At 69.5% G+C, this 15,528-nt stretch carries 16 protein-coding genes; 2 read left to right on the forward strand and 14 right to left on the reverse strand.

Annotated elements, in window-relative coordinates:
• Positions 1 to 297: 297 nt before the first annotated feature.
• Positions 298 to 1,479 carry a pyridoxal phosphate-dependent aminotransferase gene (locus ACQ754_RS11715; RefSeq protein WP_440997215.1) on the forward strand — a complete coding sequence of 394 codons (1,182 nt, stop codon included), beginning with the start codon at positions 298 to 300 and terminating at the stop codon, positions 1,477 to 1,479.
• Here ACQ754_RS11715 and cysZ read toward each other — a convergent pair.
• From cysZ to ACQ754_RS11730, 3 genes are read right to left on the reverse strand one after another with little or no spacing between them, the layout of a single operon-like run.
• Complete coding sequence (gene cysZ, locus ACQ754_RS11720) at positions 1,461 to 2,255, reverse strand: sulfate transporter CysZ (RefSeq protein ID WP_440997216.1); 795 nt, start codon at positions 2,253 to 2,255, stop codon at positions 1,461 to 1,463. The two genes, ACQ754_RS11715 and cysZ, sit on opposite strands and share 19 nt — an antisense overlap.
• A gap of 20 nt (positions 2,256 to 2,275) precedes the next feature.
• Complete coding sequence (locus ACQ754_RS11725) at positions 2,276 to 3,106, reverse strand: NAD-dependent epimerase/dehydratase family protein (RefSeq protein ID WP_440997217.1); 831 nt, start codon at positions 3,104 to 3,106, stop codon at positions 2,276 to 2,278.
• A complete protein-coding gene (locus tag ACQ754_RS11730) occupies positions 3,093 to 4,043 on the reverse strand; it encodes a glycosyltransferase family 2 protein (protein WP_440997218.1) in 951 nt (316 codons plus the stop codon). Before ACQ754_RS11730 ends, ACQ754_RS11725 begins: the two co-directional genes overlap by 14 nt.
• A gap of 197 nt (positions 4,044 to 4,240) precedes the next feature.
• On the opposite strand from ACQ754_RS11730, the gene ACQ754_RS11735 reads away from it, so the two are divergent.
• Complete coding sequence (locus tag ACQ754_RS11735; protein WP_440997219.1) at positions 4,241 to 5,230, forward strand: MraY family glycosyltransferase; 990 nt, start codon at positions 4,241 to 4,243, stop codon at positions 5,228 to 5,230.
• Here the strand turns inward: ACQ754_RS11735 and ACQ754_RS11740 are convergent.
• The 11 genes from ACQ754_RS11740 to ACQ754_RS11790 all read right to left on the reverse strand — a co-directional run bounded on the left by ACQ754_RS11740 (position 5,217) and on the right by ACQ754_RS11790 (position 15,517).
• A complete protein-coding gene (locus tag ACQ754_RS11740; protein WP_440997220.1) occupies positions 5,217 to 6,044 on the reverse strand; it encodes an alpha/beta hydrolase in 828 nt (275 codons plus the stop codon). The genes ACQ754_RS11735 and ACQ754_RS11740 overlap by 14 nt on opposite strands.
• Positions 6,045 to 6,319: 275 nt before the next feature.
• Entirely contained in the window at positions 6,320 to 7,009 is a 690-nt protein-coding gene (locus ACQ754_RS11745; protein WP_440997221.1) for an ABC transporter ATP-binding protein, read from the reverse strand.
• The gene (locus tag ACQ754_RS11750; protein ID WP_440997222.1) at positions 7,009 to 7,767 is read right to left on the reverse strand and encodes an ABC transporter ATP-binding protein; all 759 of its coding nucleotides are present in this window, start codon (positions 7,765 to 7,767) and stop codon (positions 7,009 to 7,011) included. The genes ACQ754_RS11745 and ACQ754_RS11750 overlap by 1 nt, the downstream gene beginning before the upstream one ends.
• Positions 7,760 to 8,746, reverse strand: a complete 987-nt coding sequence (locus ACQ754_RS11755) for a branched-chain amino acid ABC transporter permease (protein ID WP_440997223.1) — start codon at positions 8,744 to 8,746, stop codon at positions 7,760 to 7,762. The genes ACQ754_RS11750 and ACQ754_RS11755 overlap by 8 nt, the downstream gene beginning before the upstream one ends.
• Entirely contained in the window at positions 8,739 to 9,656 is a 918-nt protein-coding gene (locus ACQ754_RS11760) for a branched-chain amino acid ABC transporter permease (RefSeq protein ID WP_440997224.1), read from the reverse strand. Before ACQ754_RS11760 ends, ACQ754_RS11755 begins: the two co-directional genes overlap by 8 nt.
• A 112-nt stretch (positions 9,657 to 9,768) precedes the next feature.
• A complete protein-coding gene (locus ACQ754_RS11765; RefSeq protein WP_440997225.1) occupies positions 9,769 to 10,950 on the reverse strand; it encodes an ABC transporter substrate-binding protein in 1,182 nt (393 codons plus the stop codon).
• Between the two features lie 39 nt (positions 10,951 to 10,989).
• Complete coding sequence (locus ACQ754_RS11770) at positions 10,990 to 12,597, reverse strand: AMP-binding protein (protein ID WP_440997226.1); 1,608 nt, start codon at positions 12,595 to 12,597, stop codon at positions 10,990 to 10,992.
• 96 nt (positions 12,598 to 12,693) lie between these two features.
• On the reverse strand, positions 12,694 to 13,086 hold the full coding sequence (locus tag ACQ754_RS11775; protein ID WP_440997227.1) for a RidA family protein: 393 nt from the start codon (positions 13,084 to 13,086) through the stop codon (positions 12,694 to 12,696).
• A gap of 19 nt (positions 13,087 to 13,105) precedes the next feature.
• Positions 13,106 to 13,534: an acyl-CoA thioesterase gene (locus ACQ754_RS11780; protein WP_440997228.1), complete on the reverse strand. Its 429-nt coding sequence runs from the start codon at positions 13,532 to 13,534 to the stop codon at positions 13,106 to 13,108.
• Entirely contained in the window at positions 13,531 to 14,706 is a 1,176-nt protein-coding gene (locus ACQ754_RS11785; RefSeq protein ID WP_440997229.1) for an acyl-CoA dehydrogenase family protein, read from the reverse strand. The genes ACQ754_RS11780 and ACQ754_RS11785 overlap by 4 nt, the downstream gene beginning before the upstream one ends.
• A gap of 1 nt (position 14,707) precedes the next feature.
• Positions 14,708 to 15,517 (reverse strand): enoyl-CoA hydratase family protein, encoded by an 810-nt coding sequence (locus ACQ754_RS11790; protein WP_440997230.1) that lies wholly within the window; start codon positions 15,515 to 15,517, stop codon positions 14,708 to 14,710.
• Between the last annotated feature and the right edge of the window lie 11 nt (positions 15,518 to 15,528).

A 15,528-nucleotide genomic window follows, 5' to 3' on the forward strand; every position in this document is an offset into this window, starting at 1 on the left:
TGGACAGCCTTCCACAGCGGGGACGCCCCGGGAGGGCAAGACCGGCGCGGGAGACGCTGTGAATACGTCCCTGTATGCTCGACGGCGGCCGTCCCTGGCCGCCGACGCTCCCGCGCCGGTCTTGCCCTCCGGGGGCTACGCTTTCCCGTGCGGGCCGGGTGCGCGGGCCCGTCATCCCGGGTCGCGGCCGTTCCTCGCTGACAGCTGTGTACTGCGCTGCAGCCGGTGCCGCCTTCTCGTTCCTCGAACTTTGGGGTTAGGCTCTGCCATTCAAACCCCCACACCCCTGGAGGCATCGTGACAGAAGCCCGGCTGCCCTTCACCCCCGCCGTCCGCGTCGGCGAGGTCCGCCCGTTTCATGTCATGGAGTTGCTGCGCCGGGCCCGGGAGCTGGAGGCCGCCGGGCAGGACATCGTGCACATGGAGATCGGCGAGCCGGACTTCGCCACTGCCGAACCGGTGGTGGAGGCGGGCCGGCGGGCACTGGCCGAGGGCCGTACCGGCTACCTCCCGGCCGCGGGCCTGCCGGCACTGCGTGAGGCCATCGCCGGGCACTACGCGGCCGAGTACGGGGCCGATGTGTCCCCGGAGCGGATCTTCATCACTCCCGGGGCGAGCGGGGCGCTCACCCTGGCGATGGCGCTGACCGCAGACCCCGGCCGCGAGGTGCTCCTGCCCGAGCCCGGCTACCCCTGCAACCGCAACTTCGCCACCGTGGTCAATGCCGTACCCCGGCCCGTCCCGGTGACCGGTGATACGGACTTCCAGCTCACGCCGGAACGTGCCGCGCGGGAGGTGAATGCCGCCACCGCCGCCATCCTCATTGGCTCCCCGGCCAACCCCACCGGCACCATGGCCGCCCCGGAGGCCCTGGAGGGCCTCGCCGCGCTGGCGGATGACCGGGGCATCGCCCTGATGGTCGATGAGATCTACCACGGCCTGTGCTACACGGGGCGGATGGCCAGCGCGGTGGTCCATGCACCCCAGGCGCTGGTGATCAACAGCTTCTCCAAGTACTTCGGCATGACCGGTTGGCGCCTCGGCTGGCTGGTGGTCCCGGAGGGGCTGGAGACCGCCACCGAGCGGCTCATCCAGAACCTCTATATCAATGCCTCCACCCCGGCGCAGTATGCCGCCCTGTCCTGTTTTACCCCGGCGGCGAGGGAGATCTTCGAGGCCCGTCGCGAGGCGTTCCGAGAGCGCCGCGACTTCCTGCTGCCGGCGCTACGCGAGCTCGGTTTCGCCATCCCGGGTGAGCCCGCCGGGGCCTTCTACCTCTATGCCGACGTCAGCGCCCTCGCCGGCGACAGTGAAGCCCTGGCGCGGGGGTTACTGGAGCGAGCCGGCGTCGCGGCGACCCCGGGCCTGGACTTCGAGTCCGCGGCGCCGGAGCGGCACCTGCGTTTCGCCTATACGACCGGGCTGGAGCGCCTTGAAGAGGGGGTGGAGCGAATCCGCCGCTATCTGGCAGCGGGCTGACCGGCGGGCAGGGCGTACTCGCCGAGCTCGCTGCGCAGCAGGGTCGCGGCGATTACCCCGGTGGGCATCACCAGTAGGTTCACCCCGGGGATCAGGGTCATGGCCAGCAGGCCGGCGCCCAGGCCCAAGTGCATGGCCGGGCGGCGGCGCAGCAGCCGGCGCTGTTCGGCGAACGCCAGCCCGTGATTGCCGAGCGGGTAGTCGCAGTACTCCAGCGCCAGGATCCAGGCGCCATAGGCTGCCCACAGCGGCGGGGCCAGCACATTGACCACGGGGATGAAGAACAGCACCAGAAGCGGCACCGCCAGCAGCGCGAAATGCGCGATCTTGCGTAGCTCGTCGGCAACGGCGCCGGCGGTCTCCACCACCAGGCCCCGCCCGTGGACATCGGCGGGCATGTGTCCGGTGGCGCGCTGCTCCACCCGCGCCGAGAGCATGCCGTTGAAGGGGGCGCCTACCAGGTTGGCCACCGCCGTGAAGGTGTAGAACATGGCCACCGAGCCGGCGAGCAGGAATAGCGGCCAGAGCAGCCAGCGGATCACGGTCACGATCACTTGCACCGTCTCGCCGAGCCAGCCGTCACCGAACGCCGCGGGCCGTGGCAGCAGCCAATCCAGCAGGGCGCGGTAATACTCCGCGCCCAGCCAGAAAAGGCCGATGAAGATGACGACGTTGATGAGCAGCGGCGCCACGACGAAGCGGCGCAGGCCAGGCTCGGTGAGCAGGGAGAAGCCACGGGCCACGAAGCTGATGCCGTGAAGAAAGCTCCGGAACATCGCCGTCCTCGGGTTGGGGTTCAGGGTCGGAAGGGGCGCGGCGCGATGCCCAGGGCCTGCCACGCGGCCCCGTCGTCGACGCTCTGGTCCCGGTGCATGCGGTCGATGAACCCCCCGCCCACGTCACCGCCGAAGCGCTGCAGCGCCAGGCGCAGCAGCGCCGGCGGCACGGGGAGCGGGTGTATCCGTGGTTCACTGTGGGCAAGGACCCGCCGGAGCAGTGCCTCCACGCTCAGGCGCTCGCCGCCGCCCAAGGTTAGCACTCGGTTTGCGTCGGGCGGTGGGTCGGTGAGCAGTCGTCGCAGCGCCGCGGCGAGATCCGCTGCATGGATCGGTTGACGCAGGCCGTTCGCGCCCCGGGGCACGGGTAACACCCGGGTGCGGCCACCGAGGCGGCGCAGACGCGCGACGATACCGCGTCCGGGATGGCCATAGATCAGCGTCGGGCGGACAATCCGGCACGCGCTGCCATGGGAATCCGCGAAGGACCGGACGGCGGATTCGGCCGTGATCAGCCGTTCGGCCAATCGCCGCTCCCCCGTGTCCGCGCTGTGCGCCTTCGTCCCGACACTGGCCGAGGAGAGGGCGATGATGCGTTGCGGAGCGCGTGGCAGGGCGTCCAGCAGCGGGGGCAGCAACCACACGGGTGCGAGGTGGAGGATCGCTGCCCCTGCCGGCAGTGTCGGCGGGGCGGCCAGGTCCGCCTCCTGCCAGGCGATGGATGGGGACAGGCCGTCGGGGCGGTGGCGACCCACCGCCACCACGCGGAGAGTGAGCCCATCCAGTTGCGGGAGCAGGAAGTGGCCGGGCTGGCTGGAGACGCCGGTGACCAGCAGGTCAGCGTCGGGCATCGGCATCCCGCCGGCGCAGCCGTCTCTTGGTCACTGCGCCGGTGCGGACACCGGCCGCCACCAGGAAGCGGGCCCAGATCACCGCGCCGACCAGTGCCAGGGTCGCCCCGCGGCCATGGAACTTGCGGAAATAGCGGACCATCCCGCGATGCTTGTACCAGAGCACACGCACCGGTTCCCGCCGGCTGCACACACCCTGGTGGTGGATGGCCACCGCGTCCGGGACGAAGCGAATCCCCCATCCCTGCTCGCGGAAGCGGCGGCACCAGTCCAGGTCCTCGCAGTGCAGGAAATAGCCTTCGTCCAGGGTCCCTACCGCCTGCCAGGCACTCCGTCGGACCAGCATCAATGCCCCGGAGATGGCCCCTACCGGTACGGGTTCGGCCGGCAGGGGGGTGCCGGTGAGGTTGAAGTCCCAGCGTCGAGCGAACAGACGGTGGAGGCCCAGCACTCGGGCCAGGGCGTTGCGTGGGGTTGGCAGGTGGCGGCGGCAGCCGCGCTGCTCGGTGCCGTCGGGGTTGAGCAGCAGACCCCCAACCATGCCCACGCCGGCGGTATCCCCGCCGTCGAGCAGTCGTCCCAGGGTGTCCGGGCGGACAATGCAGTCCGGATTGACCACGGCAACCCAGTCCGCGCGGGCCTCGCGCAGCCCGCGATTGACCGCGACCGCGAAGCCCCCGTTGTCGCGCCGGTGGATCACACGCAGGCGCGGCGTGCCGTCGAAGCGCTGGACGAGCGTGTCGAGACTATCGTCATCGGAGGCGTTGTCGACGACGATGACCTCCACCGGGAGCCGGCTCTCCAGCAGGGCGCCCACGCAATCCGCCAGCATGGCGCCCGCGTTGTAATTCACCACCACCGCCGAGAGGGCAGCGGGTTCAGGGGCCGTCGCCTGCCAGCGACACTCGGTGGCTTGTACCGGTTCCGTCACCGCCATGACCGGGTTGCCGCCTCCCTCGCCATTGCTATGGTGGAGTCTTCGTGGCGTGAGCCGGCGCCCCGGGCGCCGCAGCTGCCGTTTGGGGCCGATTCACAGGGCCAATAGTTTAGGGAGCATGACAACATTAATCCAATGAGCCAGCGGATCTGCCATTCCTCCGTCGCCCGCCGTCCCGTCGCGCCCGGAGGGCCGGCATGAATGTCGTTTCCCTCATCACTGCGGCTGTCGTCGCCGCCACCGCGAGCTATCTGCTGGCGCGCAGGCTTATCGCCCTCGCGCCGCGGCTTGGCTTCGTCGACCTGCCGAGCAGCCGCGGTATGCACGCCTCGCCCGTGGCACGGGTGGGCGGGATCGCCGTAGGTCCGGCCATGCTGGCGGGTCTGGTGGCCGGTGGGGCCGTTCCGTACCGACTGGATGTGCTGGCGATAGTCGCCGGCGCGACGCTCGTCTGGGCCACCGGTATCGCCGATGATCGCTGGCGGTTGCCCGCCCGCTGGCGCCTGGCGGCCCAGACTCTGGCGGTGCTGGTGATCCTGCCCGCGCTGCCGGTGGCGCTGCCCGGTCCGGCGTGGCCCTGGTGGGCCCTGGCGCTTCCCGGGTGGCTGTGGTGTATCAATCTGCATAATTTCATCGACGGTATCGACGGTATTGCCGGGGTCCAGGCGCTGACGGTGTTCGCGGGAATGGCGGTGGTGCTGGGGGTACAGGACGGGAGCGTCGCCTTGCCGCTGTTGGTGGCGGCCTCGGCCTTCGCCGGGTTTCTGGTGCTGAACTGGTCGCCGGCCCGGCTGTTCCTGGGGGACGGTGGCAGCACGCTGCTCGGCTACCTGGTGGGCCTCGGCACCACGGTCGCGGTGCTCGCCGCCGAGGCCACCGCCGTGGCCTGGTTCATCCTCTCGGCGGTGTTCTTCGTCGATGCCACGGTGACCCTGCTCACCCGTATCGCGACCGGGCAATCCTGGCATGCCCCGCACCGCCTGCACGGCTATCAGAAGCTGGCCCTGCAGTGGGGCAGCCACGCCCGGGTCAGTGCCGCGGTGGCTGCGGTGAATGGGCTGTGGCTCTTCCCCCTGGCGCTGCTGGCGGTGCATGTGCCGACCTATGCCCCCCTCGCCGTCGCGCTGGCCTACCTGCCGCTGCTGGCCGTCGCCTGGCGACTGGGGGTGGGGCTCAGGCCCCGGTGACGGCGCGCAGGGTGTCGAAGGCCTCGCCGTCGGCGAGGAACAGCGCCTCGAGTACATCGAAATGATTCCGTCCCGGCGGCGCTGCCACCGGTGTGTCCACGCGGGCGTGCCGGTGATAGGCCTCACTCTGACGATGGAATGCCGCGGTCTCGGCCCCGCCCACCGCCAGGCGCAAGGGAATGCCCGGTGGCGGCGGCGGTTCGTGGAGCGGCGAGAGCGAGCGCGCCTTGGCTTCGTCCAACCCGAGGGCGTCGTTGATGCTGGTTCCCGGCAGTGGGGTGAGATCGAACACCCCGGAGATGGCCAGGGCCGCGTGGATCGGGTGTGTGCCGGACCAGTCCCGGGTAAGCAGGCGGGCGACGATCTGGCCACCGGCGGAATGGCCGGATACCGTGAGCGCGCCCCGGCCGAGGCCCAGCCGTTGCCGGTTGTCCTCCAGGAAGCGGATGGCCGCGGCGCAGTCCTCGTTGATCTCGGCGATGGTCACCGCCGGGCAGAGGCGGTAGTTGGCGACCACCACGGAAACCCCCCGGGGCACCAGCGCCCGGGCGACGAAGGCGTAGTCCCGCTTGTCTTGGCTGCGCCAGTAGCCGCCGTGGAAGAACACATGCACGGGGGCATCGGCATCGCCGGCGGGGAAGCAGTCCAGGGTCTGCAGGGCGCCGTCCCCGTAGGGCACGTCTTCCTGGTGGTTGGGCAGCTCGGCCCGGGTCGCCTCGGAGAGCCGCTGCAGGCGCGCGAAGTAGTCCGCGAACTCCGGCACGGTGACGCGCGGGTTGTATTCGTACTCCAGCTCGGTGTCCTGGCCGTTCACGGAGATTCTCCTGATGGCTGAGGGATGGTAAGGGGGGCGGTCGCCGCTCGCCTCGGGAGAGACGCCATCAATACATCCCTGTAGGCTCGACGGCGGCCGTCCCTGGCCGCCGACGCTCCCCGAGGCGAGCGGCGACCGCCCTACCGGTGAGGCCCCGCTTGTGGTTCCTTTCCAACCCTGGTTTTTTCCGACCGAATATCCACGCGGGAGGCCCTTTCCCCGCGTCCGCCGTGGAAGGCGGTCAACTGCAAACTGCGGTAGCGAGCGTCTCCCGCTCACACGCTCAGGAACTGCCGTTGCAGCGCCTCAGCATCCGCCCGGAAGGCCTCGCCGTCGCCGCTCCAGGCGATGCGTCCGCGGTCGATGATGTAGTGACGGTCGCAGACCGCGAGCAGCGCCTCGGGGTTGGCGTCGATGAGCAGCAGCGACTGCCCCAGCCCGCGCAGCCGGCGGATACAGGCCCAGATGTCCTCCCGTACCACCGGCGCCAGCCCCTCGGTGGCCTCGTCGAGGATGAGCAGGTCCGGGTTGGTCATCAGGGCCCGGCCGATGGCGAGCATCTGCTGCTCGCCCCCGGAGAGCTGGGTGCCCATGTTGTCCCGGCGCTCGGCCAGCCGTGGGAACAGCTCGTAGACCTCGTCGAGGCCCCAGCCGCCGCCCCGGCCCCCGGCGATGAGGTTCTCCCGCACATTGAGGTTGGGGAAGATCTGCCGCCCCTCGGGGACCAGGCCGATGCCCGCCCGGGCGATGCGGAAAGAGGGCAGGCCGTCGATGCGCTCGCCGCGGAAGCGAATCGTGCCCGCCCGCGGCGGGGTCAGCCCCATGATCGCCCGTATGGTGGTGGTCTTGCCCATGCCGTTGCGGCCCATGAGGCTGACCACTTCCCCCTCGTCGACGGCGAGGTCCACGCCGAAGAGGACCCGGCTGCTGCCGTAGGCGCTCTCGACGCCCTCGAGCTCCAGCATTATCCGCCCTCCCCGAGGTAGGCCGCCTGCACCCGGGGGTCATCCCGCACCGCCACGGGGTCACCGCTCGCGATGAGCCCGCCGTTGACCAGCACGCTAAGGGTATCCGCCAGGCGGAACACCACCCCCATGTCGTGCTCGACGAGCAGCACGGCGTAGCGCGAGCGTAGCCCCTCCAGCAGCGCGATGATCACCTCGCTCTCCGCGGGTCCCATCCCCGCCATGGGCTCATCGAGCAGCAGTACCGAGGGCTCGGTGGCCAGGGCCATGGCGATCTCCAGCTGCCGTTTCTGCCCGTGGGCCAGCTCGCTGGCGCGCCGGTCGGCTACCGCCGTCAGCCCTACCTGCTCCAGGGCCGCTTCGGCGGGTTCCACCAGGCTGCGATCCCGCCGGGCGCGGCCGAACATTCGGAAGTGGTGCCGGGCCCGGGCCTGGACAGCCAACGCCACGTTGTCGCGGACGGAGAAGGCCTCGAAGATGGCGGTGATCTGGAACGACCGCGCGATGCCGAGGCGCGCCCGGCCGGGCATGTCCAGCCGGGTGATGTCGCGGCCCCGGAAGCGGATCCGCCCGCCGTCGGGGACGAGCTCGCCGCTCAGCTGGGCCAGCGCCGTGGTCTTGCCGGCGCCGTTGGGCCCGATCAGGGCATGCACCCGGCCCTGCTCCAGGGCCAGGGAGAGGTTGTCCGTGGCCTGCAATCCGCCGAAGCGTTTCTGCAGGTCTCGGGCCTCGAAGATCGGGGCCTCCCGCTCAGCCATCGCCTTCCCCCCGTCCCGACAGTGCCCCGTAGAGCCCGCCTCGGAAGAACAGCACCACCAGGATCAGCAGCGGCCCGAGGAAGAGCTGCCAGTGCGCGGTGAACGACACCAGCACCTCCTCCAGCACCAGCAGGGCGAGCGCCCCGTAGATGGGCCCGACCAGGGTGGACAGCCCGCCGAGCAGGACGATGATCATGAACTGCCCGGACTGGTGCCAGGCCATCAGCGAGGGGCTCACGTACTCCTGGTGGTTGGCGATCAGTGCGCCGGCCAGGCCGGTGATGGCGCCGGAGAGGACGAAGGCGGTGAGCTTGTAGGGCAGCGGCCGATAGCCCAGGGCCCGCATGCGGCGCTCGTTTTGCCGGCAGCCGCGGATGACCCGGCCGAAACGCGAGCCCACCACCCGGGTGAGCAGTGCCCACACCGCCACCAGCAGCCCCAGGCAGAGGTAATAGAAGCCCATGGCGTCGCCGAGCTCGACGCCGCCGAGGGTGTTGCGCAGCCATAGCGGCAGGCCATCCTCGCCGCCGTAGCCTTGCAGGGAGATGAATAGGTAGTAGACCAGCTGCCCGAAGGCCAGGGTGATCATGATGAAGTACACCCCGGAGGTCCGCAGCGAGATCAGCCCCACCACCAGCGCATAGAGGCCGCTGATCGCCATGGCCAGCGGCCAGGCCACCAGCGCCTCGTTGCTGCCCACCCACTCCCCCACCAGGGGCAGTCCCTGCATGGCGTGGGTGCTCAGTATGGCCACGGTATACGCGCCCAGCCCGAAGAACGCGGCGTGGCCGAAGCTCACCAGTCGTCCGTAGCCCATGACCAGATCCAGGGCCACGGCGGCCAGGGCATAGATCAGGGCCCGGTTGACCATGGTGATGAGGAACGGATTGCCCACCGCCTCGGCCACCGGTGGAAGGGCCGCGAGGGCCAGGAGCAGTGCCGCTGTGGTCAGGGGCGCGCGGCCGAGGAAACTACGCATGGGCGCTCCCGAACAGCCCCTGGGGCCGGACCGCGAGCACCGCGGCCATGAGCAGATAGATGGTCATTGAGGCCAGGGCCGTACCCACGGTGCTGGCCGCTGACGGTGACAGCCACAGCTCGAAGATGCTGGGCAGGTAGGCACGGCCGAGGGTATCCGTCACCCCGATGAGCAATGATCCGACGACCGCGCCCTTGATGGAGCCGATGCCGCCGATGACGATGACCACGAAGGTGAGGATGAGGATGTCTTCGCCCATCCCCGACTGCACCGAGAGGAAGGGCGCCGCCATCACCCCCGCCAGCCCCGCCAGGCAGGCGCCGAAGCCGAAGACCAGCGTATACAGCAGGCGGATGTTCACCCCCAGGGCACCGATCATCTCCCGGTTGGACGCCCCTGCACGGATCCACACGCCCAGGCGGGTGCGCATGATCAGCCAATAGAGCAGGGCGATGACCGCCACCCCCACCACGATCACCGCCAGACGGAATTCCGGGTAGGGAATGCCGGGAATCACCTCCACGCGGCCGGACAGCCATTCCGGGGTGTTCATATTCAGCGGCTGCCGTCCCCAGATCACCCGGACGGCCTCGTTGAAGAACAGGATCAGGCCGAAGGTGGCCAGTACCTGGTCGAGGTGGTCGCGCCGGTAGAGCCGGCGGATGATGAGTAGCTCCATGAGCATACCCACCAACGCCGCCGCCACGACCCCCGCCGCGAGACCCAGCAGGAAGCTCCCGGTCCCGGCGAGCACCGTCGCCGCCACATAGGCGCCGACCATGAACAGCGAGCCGTGGGCGAGGTTGATCAGGTGCATGATGCCGAAGACCAGGGTCAGCCCCGAGGCCATCAGCAGCAGTGTCACGCCGAACTGCAGCCCGTTGAGCACCTGTTCCAGGAACAGCTGCATGCGTCCTTCCCGGTATCTTCAGATGGAGGGGTGGCGTCGCAGGAGCCAGGGATGCACGCCGGCACGCACGGTTTTCATCCGCGCGTATCCGGGGGCATCCCTGGCCGGTGGGTCACTGACCCAGGGCGCACTCCCCGGCGTAGGCATCCTCGTGGTCGTCGAAGACCTTCGCCACCAGGCGGTTGGTGAGGTTGCCGTCCTCTTCCTGCACCACCTCGCGGACGTAGATGTCCTGAATGGGGTGGTGGTTGGTGTTGAAGCGGAAGTCCCCGCGCAGGGAGGTGAAGTCCGCGGCCTCCAGCGCCTCGCGCAGGGCGGCGGTGTCGGAGACGTCGCCTCCCGTGGCCTTCAGCGCACTGCCGATGAGGTTCGCCGCGTCATAGCCTTGGGCGGCGTAGAGGGTGGGCTCGCGCTCGTAGTTCTCCATGTAGTCGGCCACAAAGCGCGGGTTGAGCTCGGTGTCGAGGTCCTTGCTCCAGTGCGAGGAGTTCACCACGCCGATGGCCGCCTCGCCGACCGCGTCCACCAGGGTGTTGTCGGCGGAGAAGCCCGGTCCGTACATGGGGATGGATTCATCCAGGCCCGCCTGGACGTACTGCTTGATGAAGTTGATGCCCATGCCGCCGGGATAGAAGAAGAACACATTGTCCGGTTCCGCATTGCGCAGCGCGGCGATCTCGGCGGCGTAGTCGGTCTGGCCGAGCTGGGTGTAGACCTCATCGACCACGTTGCCCTCGAAGTAGCGCTTGAAGCCGGTGAGCGCATCCTTGCCGGCGGCGTAGTTGGGGGCGAGCAGGTAGACGTTGTCCAGCCCCTCGTCGGTGAAGTACTGGCCCATGGCCTCGTAGAAGTTGTCGTTCTGGTAGGCCACGTTGAAGTAGTTTTCGTGGCACATCCGGCCGGCGAGTTGCGCCGGGCCGGCATTCGGGGAGATGTAGATCACCCCGTCGCGCACGATCCTCGGGATGGAGGCCATGGCGACGTTGGAGAACACCGAGCCGGTCATGATCTTCACGCCCTCGCTCTGGATCAGCCGGGTTGCGATCTGGCGGGCGTTGCCCGGGTCGCGGCCGTCGTCCTCGACGATGAGCTCCACCTCGACGCCGCCGAGGGTGCCGTCATTGTGTTCCATGGCCAGTTGGAAGCCGTTGCGGATGTCCTCGCCGAGATAGCCGCCGCCGGTGGACAGCGTGGTGATCATGCCGATCTTCACCGGCTCGGCCATGGCGGGCAGGGTAACGGCGGCGCAAAGGGCGGCCGCTGCGGCGGCCAGGCGGATGGGTCCCCGTGTCATGATCCTTCTCCTCGTTAGTGGCTTTTCGTTGTTGCGGTCTCAGGCCGTATCGCGCAGGCGGAAACGTTGCAGCTTGCCCGTGGCGGTACGTGGCAGGTTGTCCACGAAGGCCACCGCCCGCGGGTACTTGTACGGCGCGATGCGCTGCTTGACGTGCGCCTGCAGCTCGCCGGCCAGCTGTTCCCCCGGTGACGCGGATTCTGCGGGTACCACGAAGGCCTTGACCAGCTGGCCGCGCTCCTCGTCGGGTACGCCCACCACGGCGCACTCCGCCACGGCCGGGTGCTCCAGCAGGGCATTCTCCACCTCCGGGCCGGAGATGTTGTAGCCCGATGAGACGATCATGTCATCCGAGCGCGCCACGTACCAGAGGTAACCGTCGGCATCCATGCGGAAGGTGTCGCCGGTGATATTCCAGCCGTCCTGGACGTAGCGGCGCTGGCGCTCGTCGGCGAGGTAACGGCAACCGGTGGGGCCGCGCACCGCGAGCCGTCCCGGGGTGTCCGGTGGGCACTCGTTGCCGGCGTCGTCGAGGATCCGTGCCGTATAGCCGGGCACCGGGCGGCCCGTGCTGCCGGGGCGCATCGCCTCCTCGGTGGCGGAGATGAAGATGTGCAGCATCTCCGTGGAGCCGATGCCGTCGATGAGCTTCAGCCCCAGCCGGTCGTGGACCTCGTGCCAGGTGGCCGCGGGCAGGTGCTCGCCGGCGGAGACGCCCTTCCGCCAGCTCGAGAGGTCGTGGTTGTCGAGCTCCGGCAGCATGGCCCGGTACGCCGTGGGCGCGGTAAAGACGACGGTGGCCCGATGGTGCTCGATGTGGCCGAGGAGCTCCAGGGGTGGTGCCTTCTCCAGCAGGAGCGTGGCGGCGCCGGCGTGGAGCGGGAACAGCACCAGCCCGCCCAGGCCGAAGGTGAAGGCGATGGGCGGGCTGCCGGTGAACAGATCGTCCGGTTCCGGGCGCAGGATCTGCCGGGAGAACCCCTCGCAGATGGCCAGCAGGTCCCGGTGGAAGTGCATCGTCCCCTTCGGCATCCCGGTGGTGCCCGAGGTGAAGGCGATCAAGCAGGTCTCGTCGGCGGCGCTGTCCCAGGCCTCGAACTCCGCGGGCTGCCCGGTGAGGGCGGCGTCCATGGTGCCCTCACCGCCACCGAAGAAGGCCAAGTGTTGCAATACGGGATGCTCCGCCGCCGCGGCGCGCAGGTCATCGGCGAGGCGGATATCGCAGAGCGCATGGCTGATCCGTGCCTTGTCGATGATCTGGCCGAGCTCGCCGGCGCGGAGCATGGGCATGGTGCCCACGGCGATGCCGCCGGCCTTCATCACCGCCAGGTAGGCAGCCACCATCATCGGATTGTTGGGGGCGCGCAGCAGTACCCGATTACCGGGGATCAGCCCCATCTCCGCGACCAGATAGTTGGCCAGGCGGTTGACGGTTTCGTGGAGATCCCGATAGGTCCAGGTGGTCTCGGGGGTCAGGAGGCAACGCCGTTCCCCGTGGCCCCGCTCGATCCAGCGGTCGAGGAGCTCCACTACGCAGTTGAGCCGCTCGGGGAATTGATAGGCCGGGTGGGAGAGATCCAGTATCGGCCATTCGCCGGCGGGTGGCAGGTGCTCGTCCGCGAAGGTGTCCCGCGGCGTCTGGGTCATCCGATCCCCTCCTCGTGGCAGGGCGACCCGGTACGTCGCCGGGTCGCCGTGTTATCGACTCGCAGAAATTTTAGATCATGGTTTCTTACACGCAAATCAGTCCGGGACTACGGCCGTCGCCTCGAGCTCCACCTTGGCCTCGTCCTCGATCAGCGCCGCTACCTGCACCATGGCCATGGCCGGGAAGTTGCGGCCCATGACGTCCCGGTAGGCCTCCCCCATCTCCTTGAGCCGGGAGAGGTACTCCTGCTTGTCGGTGATATACCAGGTCAAGCGGACCACGTGCTCCGGCCCGGCGTCGGCGGCCTCCAGCACGGCGACGGCGTTCTTCAGCACCTGGCGGACCTGGTCGATGAAATCACCGCTCGGGAAGTGCTCGTTTTCGTCCCAGCCCACCAGTCCGCCGGTGAACACCATCCGGCCCCGTGCGGTGGTGCCGTTGGAATAGCCCTTGGGACGTTTCCAGCCTTCGGGGTTTACGGTCTGCATATCGGTACACTCCTTTGATTCACTGTTCATTCCCGCGCTCGCGGAGGCGGGCGTGCAGGGTCGGTGGCAGTTCAGTGGCCCGCGGGTGGGGATCGAATCGGTACCAGCCCAGCCCGACCTCCCCGGCGATGCGCTCGTCGCCGTCGCGGACGACCCGGTAGGCGAGCCGGACCCGTTCGGCCCCCGCCTCCACGACGTCGATCTCGAAGTCGATGACATCGCCGAGCAGGGTGGGCCGCGCGAAGCGGCACTCCAGGTTGGTGATTCGGGGTGCCTCGCGCCGTTCTCGCAGCAGGGCGGCCTCCGTGCCCGCGTCGGCGAGCTCGGTGATCCAGGCGGTGATGATCTCCTCCAGCATCTCGAAGTAGCGGGGATAGAACACGATCCCCGCGGGATCGCAGTGCTGGAAGCCCACTTCCCGGCTCGTTCGGTGGGCCGGCGCGCTCATGCCCCTTCCCCCCCTCCGGCGTGATGGGCGGCCAGGACCTGGCGGGCGATGACCTGCTGCTGGATCTCCGAGGCCCCCTCGTAGATGCGCAGGGCCCGGATGTCCCGGTAGAGGCGCTCCACCGGCACGCCGGCGGTCACGCCGAGGCCGCCGTGCAGCTGCACCGCCGCGTCGATCACCTGCTGGGCCTGCTCGGTGGCGTGGAGCTTGGCCATGGAGGCCTCGCGGGTGACCCGCTCGGCCTGGCAGTCCTTGGCCCAGGCGGCGCGATAGACGAGCAGGGCGCTGGCATCCACGGCCAGGGCCATGTCCGCGAGCCTGACCTGGGTGAGCTGCATGTCCGCGAGGGGGGCGCCGAAGAGCTCCCGCCGGGTGGTGTGGGCAAGGGCCTCGTCCAGGGCACGGCGCGCGAAACCCAGCGCCGCCGCGCCCACCGTTGCACGGAATACGTCCAGGGTCGCCATGGCGATGCGGAAGCCCTTGCCGGGTTCGCCGAGGCGGTAGGATGCCGGGATGCGGCAGCCCTCGAAACGCAGCGCGCCCAGCGGGTGCGGCGCCATGAGATCGATGCGCTCGGGCACCGAGAAGCCGGGGGTGTCCGCCGGTACCACAAAGGCGGACAGCCCCTTCGCGCCCGGTCCCTCGCCGGTGCGGGCGAACACGGTGTAGACATCGGCGATACCGCCGTTGGAGATCCACGTCTTGGTGCCGTCGAGGATGTACTCGTCGCCCTCGCGCCGGGCGGTGGTGGCCAGGGCGCTCACGTCCGAGCCGGCCTCCGGCTCGGACAGTGCGAACGCGGCGATGGCCCGCCCCTCCCGCACCGGCGGGAGCCAGCGGCCGCGTTGTTCCGGCGTGCCGAACAGCGAGATCGGCCCGGTGCCGAGCCCCTGCATGGCGAAGGCGAAGTCCGCCAGCCCGTCGTGCCGGGCCAGGGTCTCGCGGGTCAGACACAGGGTACGCGCGTCCAGGCGTTCGCTCTCACCCTCGGCGACACAGGGGGCGAGCCAGCCATCGGCGCCGAGCCGCCGGACCAGCCCCCGGCAGGTGGCGTCCACGTTGGACTCGTCGAGCCCCGTGAGGGCGGCCGCGGCCCAGGCGTCCAGGCGCTCGGCATGCTCGCGGTGGGCGCGCTCGAAGAACGGCCAGTCCAGGAACGTGCGATCGCTCATGTCAGTTGCCCTCGAACTCGGGCTGCTGCTTGGCAACGAAGGCCCGGTAGGCCCGGCGGAAGTCCTCGCTCTGCATGCAGATCGCCTGGGCCTGGGCCTCGGACTCGATGGCCTGGTCCAGGCCCATGTTCCACTCCTGGTTGAGCATGGTCTTGGTGATCCCGTGGGCGAAGTTCGGGCCGGCGACCAGTTGATCCGCCATGGCCAGGGCGTCGTCGAGGAGCGCGTCGGGCTCGCAGAGGCGGTTGTAGAAGCCCCAGCGCTCGCCCTCCTCGGCGCGCATACTGCGTCCGGTGAACAGCAGCTCGGAGGCGCGGCCCTGGCCGATGATGCGCGGGAGGATGGCGCAGGCGCCCATATCGCAGCCGGCGAGGCCTACCCGTGTGAACAGATAGGCGACCTTCGCCCGCGGCGTGCCGTAGCGGATGTCGGCGGCCATGGCGATGGCGGCACCGGCGCCGGCGCAGACGCCATCGATGGCGGCGACGATGGGCTGCGGGCAGGCGCGCATCGCCTTGACCAAGTCACCGGTCATGCGGGTGAAGGCGAGCAGGCCCTTCATATCGCGTTCGGTGAGCGGGCCGATGATCTCGTGGACGTCGCCGCCGGAGCAGAAGTTGCCGCCAGCGCCCTGGACCACCACCGCCTTGACCCCGTCGACATAGACCAGCTCGCGGAAGGTATCCCGCAGCTCGGCGTAGGAGTCGAAGGTCAGGGGGTTCTTGCGCTCCGGCCGGTCGAGGGTGACGAGTGCCGTCTCACCGCGCATCTCCCAGCGGAAGTGCTCGGGCTGGTAATTGTTGGGGTCCATGTTCGCGTTCT

Origin of the sequence: Arhodomonas sp. SL1, assembly GCF_052060015.1 — a bacterium.
GTDB lineage: Bacteria > Pseudomonadota > Gammaproteobacteria > Nitrococcales > Nitrococcaceae > Arhodomonas.

Coding starts and splice junctions, on each gene's coding strand:
- ACQ754_RS11760 (WP_440997224.1), bottom strand. CDS start 9,656: ATGCAGCTGTTCCTGGAACAGGTGCTCAACGGGCTGCAGTTCGGCGTG.
- ACQ754_RS11750 (WP_440997222.1), bottom strand. CDS start 7,767: ATGGCTGAGCGGGAGGCCCCGATCTTCGAGGCCCGAGACCTGCAGAAA.
- ACQ754_RS11770 (WP_440997226.1), bottom strand. CDS start 12,597: ATGACCCAGACGCCGCGGGACACCTTCGCGGACGAGCACCTGCCACCC.
- ACQ754_RS11790 (WP_440997230.1), bottom strand. CDS start 15,517: ATGGACCCCAACAATTACCAGCCCGAGCACTTCCGCTGGGAGATGCGC.
- ACQ754_RS11775 (WP_440997227.1), bottom strand. CDS start 13,086: ATGCAGACCGTAAACCCCGAAGGCTGGAAACGTCCCAAGGGCTATTCC.
- ACQ754_RS11755 (WP_440997223.1), bottom strand. CDS start 8,746: ATGCGTAGTTTCCTCGGCCGCGCGCCCCTGACCACAGCGGCACTGCTC.
- ACQ754_RS11780 (WP_440997228.1), bottom strand. CDS start 13,534: ATGAGCGCGCCGGCCCACCGAACGAGCCGGGAAGTGGGCTTCCAGCAC.
- cysZ (WP_440997216.1), bottom strand. CDS start 2,255: ATGTTCCGGAGCTTTCTTCACGGCATCAGCTTCGTGGCCCGTGGCTTC.
- ACQ754_RS11725 (WP_440997217.1), bottom strand. CDS start 3,106: ATGCCCGACGCTGACCTGCTGGTCACCGGCGTCTCCAGCCAGCCCGGC.
- ACQ754_RS11745 (WP_440997221.1), bottom strand. CDS start 7,009: ATGCTGGAGCTCGAGGGCGTCGAGAGCGCCTACGGCAGCAGCCGGGTC.
- ACQ754_RS11785 (WP_440997229.1), bottom strand. CDS start 14,706: ATGAGCGATCGCACGTTCCTGGACTGGCCGTTCTTCGAGCGCGCCCAC.
- ACQ754_RS11735 (WP_440997219.1), top strand. CDS start 4,241: ATGAATGTCGTTTCCCTCATCACTGCGGCTGTCGTCGCCGCCACCGCG.
- ACQ754_RS11765 (WP_440997225.1), bottom strand. CDS start 10,950: ATGACACGGGGACCCATCCGCCTGGCCGCCGCAGCGGCCGCCCTTTGC.
- ACQ754_RS11730 (WP_440997218.1), bottom strand. CDS start 4,043: ATGGCGGTGACGGAACCGGTACAAGCCACCGAGTGTCGCTGGCAGGCG.